The sequence below is a fragment of the Pseudomonas sp. FSL R10-1339 genome, from assembly GCF_009600545.1.
Taxonomy (GTDB): domain Bacteria; phylum Pseudomonadota; class Gammaproteobacteria; order Pseudomonadales; family Pseudomonadaceae; genus Aquipseudomonas; species Aquipseudomonas bubulae.
Genome location: NZ_WIVQ01000173.1, coordinates 1 through 3,714 on the forward strand (window position 1 = coordinate 1; position 3,714 = coordinate 3,714).

Here is a 3,714-nt window from a genome sequence, read left to right on the forward strand (position 1 = left end):
GGTCCGGGGCATCCGTTATCAGAGATGAATCCATCATGCTGCGTTTATTTACGCTGGTTGCCGCTGGCCTCCTCCTAAGCTCCTGTTCCAAAGAAGATCCCAAAGCCCAGTTCCCGACTGTCGACCTGCACGGGCGCCTGGTGGTCGATCAGGAGATGACGACCAGTCGTCAGGCCCAGGGTATCAACGGTGAATATTACAAGCGCGTCCTCACCGTTAATGGCCAAGAGATAATCTTTGCCGATTTCATCAAGCAATTTTGCTCTGACACCAACACCCGCAACGAAACTTGTCTGAAAGCCTTCCGCATCAAGAAAATCGATGATGTCAGCGGCGCAACCAAATTTCTCCCCAATGGGCTCTGACACCAATAAGCACCTAAAAACCCGATTCTTCGGGTTTTTTATTGGGTAAAAAGCGCTAACGATATACCTCCCGTCGATTCCCAATCTTCACCACCAGGATGCGCAACGCGCCGTCCTCGATGCTGCTGATGAGGCGGTAGTCACCCACCCGATACTTCCAAAAATCCCCTAAGCGTGAGCCTTTTAAAGCTTCGCCAATGCTGCGCGGATTCTCCAGATGCGATACCCGCTCATGCAGAAACAGCAGGATGCGCTTGGCGACTTGGGGATCGAGCTTGCCCAGCTCGCGCTCGGCAGCGCGGTCAAATTCAATCCGCCAAGCCATAACGCTTCATCACATCCTCAAGCGGCACCGATGCCGAGCGACCGGCGCGGTTATCCAGCAGGCGCTGTTCCGCCAGGTACAGGTCTTCCAAGTCGTCCAGGTGCGCCACGATGGCTTCACGGGCATAGAAGGTTTTGGTTCGGCCGGTAGCCTTGGCGAGGTTTTCCAGGCGGTCTTCCAGGTCCGAAGGCAGTCGAATAGCAAGCATGGCCAGACTCCATAATCAGGGTTGCTATACAAGTATAGCAAAATTGCGCTAGCCCATGCGCGACCGCTTGGATCTGTGAGCCATTTAACGAATGTCCCGTTATTCGTACCTCCGGTTACCCAAGCGAGACAAGATATAGATCAACGATGTCTAATTTGGGCGATCACACTCATCATCGACTTAGCTTTAAGGCCTTCTTCCACGCTTCCTTGAAACCTTTCAGGGACACCGTCCCATTTGTGTAACCAACCCGCATCCTAGCCACATTTCCACTCATCATTTGCCGTAAGGCTTCGCCATTTTTCGCGACCTTATTACATGAGCCTGGATCCTCAACAGGAGTGAGTGGAATAGCCTTATTTCCGTCCACCGACACACTACTCAGGTCATAGTCACATGATGGCCAGTACATATCACCGAGAAATCCAACGGAAGGGCTCAGCGTCACGAGTCGACCACCGAAAATGGTGAATCCGATGGTTAGGTCAGTTTTCGGGGGAAATGGAGACCCTGGCTTCGGGGTATCTTTGAAGTCAGTTCTAACTCCGATCTGTGTAACGGTATCCATATCATCGTGGAACACTTTGACTCGCCAGTCTCCAAACGACTCCCAGTCGTCAGCGTAGCTGTTCGCCGAAGTTAATAGAAAAAACACAGCTAGAATTCGCTTGTTCACTACGATTTTATCTCCTGATAAATAATCTAAATTGCGCTCCCAGTTAAGCCCGGCAAATATCACCTACAACGAACAATTGAATGGGGCCAGTAAATCGTCCAGAGCGGCTAAGGCCGCTCTGATAGACCGCCGTCGAAGACGGCGAAGTAGCCTGACAGAAACTCCCCGAGCCCACGAGGGGAGTTAGGAAAAATGGCCCCAAGGCCAAATTTTTCCGATCTGCCTTGGTGCAGCCCGTACAGGGCGTAACCAAGGTGCGAAGCATCAGGCCGCACCGCTTGCGTGCGCGCCCGGCAAAGCCGGACCAACCTGCATTCTGCTATTGCGCGACGTCTCGTTGCGGTCCCTTGTCCCTTTCTTGACTGCTACATCGCGAATCCAGGTTGGTCCGGCTTTGCCGGGCGCGCACGCGGGTGAATTTTCGAGACAAGCCCGTCCAGGGCGCAGGGGAGGAAAGAGGGTGGAGGCTCGCGCAGCGAGTCGGAACCCTGAAAGCCTGACGGGGCGCTCCCCCGGAAGGTTTGGGCGTCCCGCAGGGCGGCCACGACAGACCGTAGGGATGGCGCGCTGTTGCTCTGCTTTTGTCTTGGATTATCTATGTGGCGTTCTATTGGTCGTTCTATTGCGTTGGCTATTGCTTCAGCAATAGAACGCCAATAGGAGAGGTATAAAGGTGAAAAGGTACAAAAGGGCAAAAAGCCAAGAGCATTCGCGCTACGCGCTCACCAGCTCGACCCCCTAAAGGGGGACCCCCACTCGCTGGGAAAGATCCAAAGCGGGTAATAACCCTGAGAGACAAGAGCACGAGCAATGATGGCTGACGCCAGTCTAAGGCCGCCCACTGGCGGCAATAATGATGGCTACGCGACGCTCTTGATGGCTCCCACTGGCGTGGGAGCCCCTACGATCGGCTTTTAAAAAAAGCGTCTCGCATGACTCCACGCAGTGAGGATTTTGTTCCAGGTGCGCCACCCGGCTCCCACTCCCAACAGGCGTTCCAGACTTTCGGGGATTGTTTACCACTGCGCCCCCTGCCCTCTTCGGCGTCTGGCGGTTGGTGGGTTTTAGGACAGTGACAGCGCCCGTGGTTGGGTTTTTACGCTGCCCTGCCATTGCCTTCTCGCCCTTGCGGGTCGCACCTAACCGGCTATACCGGCTGCCGTGAAGAGATCCCCTTGATCGGCAGCTATTACTTCCCGGGCCCAAAGCATCTTGATTCCAAGCGTCGGGAAGAGGTGTCGGGGGAGGCTGGAAGCTGGACAGACGGGAGTTTTCCCGACAGAATTGGCTTACCAGGTCTCGTTCCCCGCACCGAAAAGCAGAGATTCCCCGAGACCTTGGCCAGAGCGATTGCCGTCGCCGCTGGCCCGAATGAAACCCTGCCTTGGCAGGGTTTTTTCGTTTTAATGCTATGTATCTATTACCCAAAGATATTGCGTTTGCTCGCCCAGCGCAAACCCTGTGTCTTTCACAAGCTGCCGTGTGGGTCTGGCAGCTGCGCTGCCTACCCGCACGGTAGCGAACAAGGTCCCCCGGACCGCGTTAGGGAATGGTCGGTTAAGTCTCATAAATAGCAGTAGACTGTAGGGCACCCTACAGACAGAACCCGACACTGCCCTACATGGCAAAATTAACCATCGGCCGCATGGCAAAACTCTACGGTTTACACCGGTCAACATTGCATGAGGCCGTGTCTAAAGGCCGTGTAACTGCAGGCCTAGACGGTAAAGGGCAAAAGGTTATAGACCTATCAGAAATGATCCGTGTTTATGGCGAACCACAGGGGATCACCCTACACCGCCCTACACTTGACCCGACACCCTCGCCCTACACTTCCCCTACACCTGAAATGGACGCCTTACACCCAGCCCTACACTCGTTGGTTGAAGAGGTTCGATTGCTGCGTGCAGAGATACAAGAGCTGCAACAATCACTTCGGCTGATCGAGCATAAACCCGAGCCTAAACCTGCATTGCCTCACAACGCGAAGCCAGGGGAAGCCCCTACTTGGGCAAATTTGCTCGACGCTCTCGATAACTAAAAGCCGTGGCCAGTTTCGCGGGCGCGAAACTTCATAGTTCCACCGCAAAGCCTCGCACACCAAGCCTTTCGGCAAAGCGACCCACCGCCGTCAGGCTGG

At 54.7% G+C, this 3,714-nt stretch carries 4 protein-coding genes; 1 reads left to right on the forward strand and 3 read right to left on the reverse strand.

Annotated elements, in window-relative coordinates:
- On the forward strand, positions 1-365 hold a 365-nt coding region (locus tag GHO03_RS23845; protein WP_256668764.1), incomplete at its 5' end, for a hypothetical protein.
- Positions 366-420: 55 nt separating this feature from the next.
- Here the strand turns inward: GHO03_RS23845 and GHO03_RS23850 are convergent.
- From GHO03_RS23850 to GHO03_RS23860, 3 genes are all read right to left on the reverse strand, one after another.
- A complete protein-coding gene (locus tag GHO03_RS23850) occupies positions 421-690 on the reverse strand; it encodes a type II toxin-antitoxin system RelE/ParE family toxin (RefSeq protein WP_153400643.1) in 270 nt (89 codons plus the stop codon).
- Positions 674-898 carry a TraY domain-containing protein gene (locus tag GHO03_RS23855; RefSeq protein ID WP_153400644.1) on the reverse strand — a complete coding sequence of 75 codons (225 nt, stop codon included), beginning with the start codon at positions 896-898 and terminating at the stop codon, positions 674-676. Before GHO03_RS23855 ends, GHO03_RS23850 begins: the two co-directional genes overlap by 17 nt.
- Positions 899-1,070: 172 nt before the next feature.
- Entirely contained in the window at positions 1,071-1,574 is a 504-nt protein-coding gene (locus tag GHO03_RS23860) for a hypothetical protein (protein ID WP_106117522.1), read from the reverse strand.
- Positions 1,575-3,714 lie beyond the last annotated feature (2,140 nt).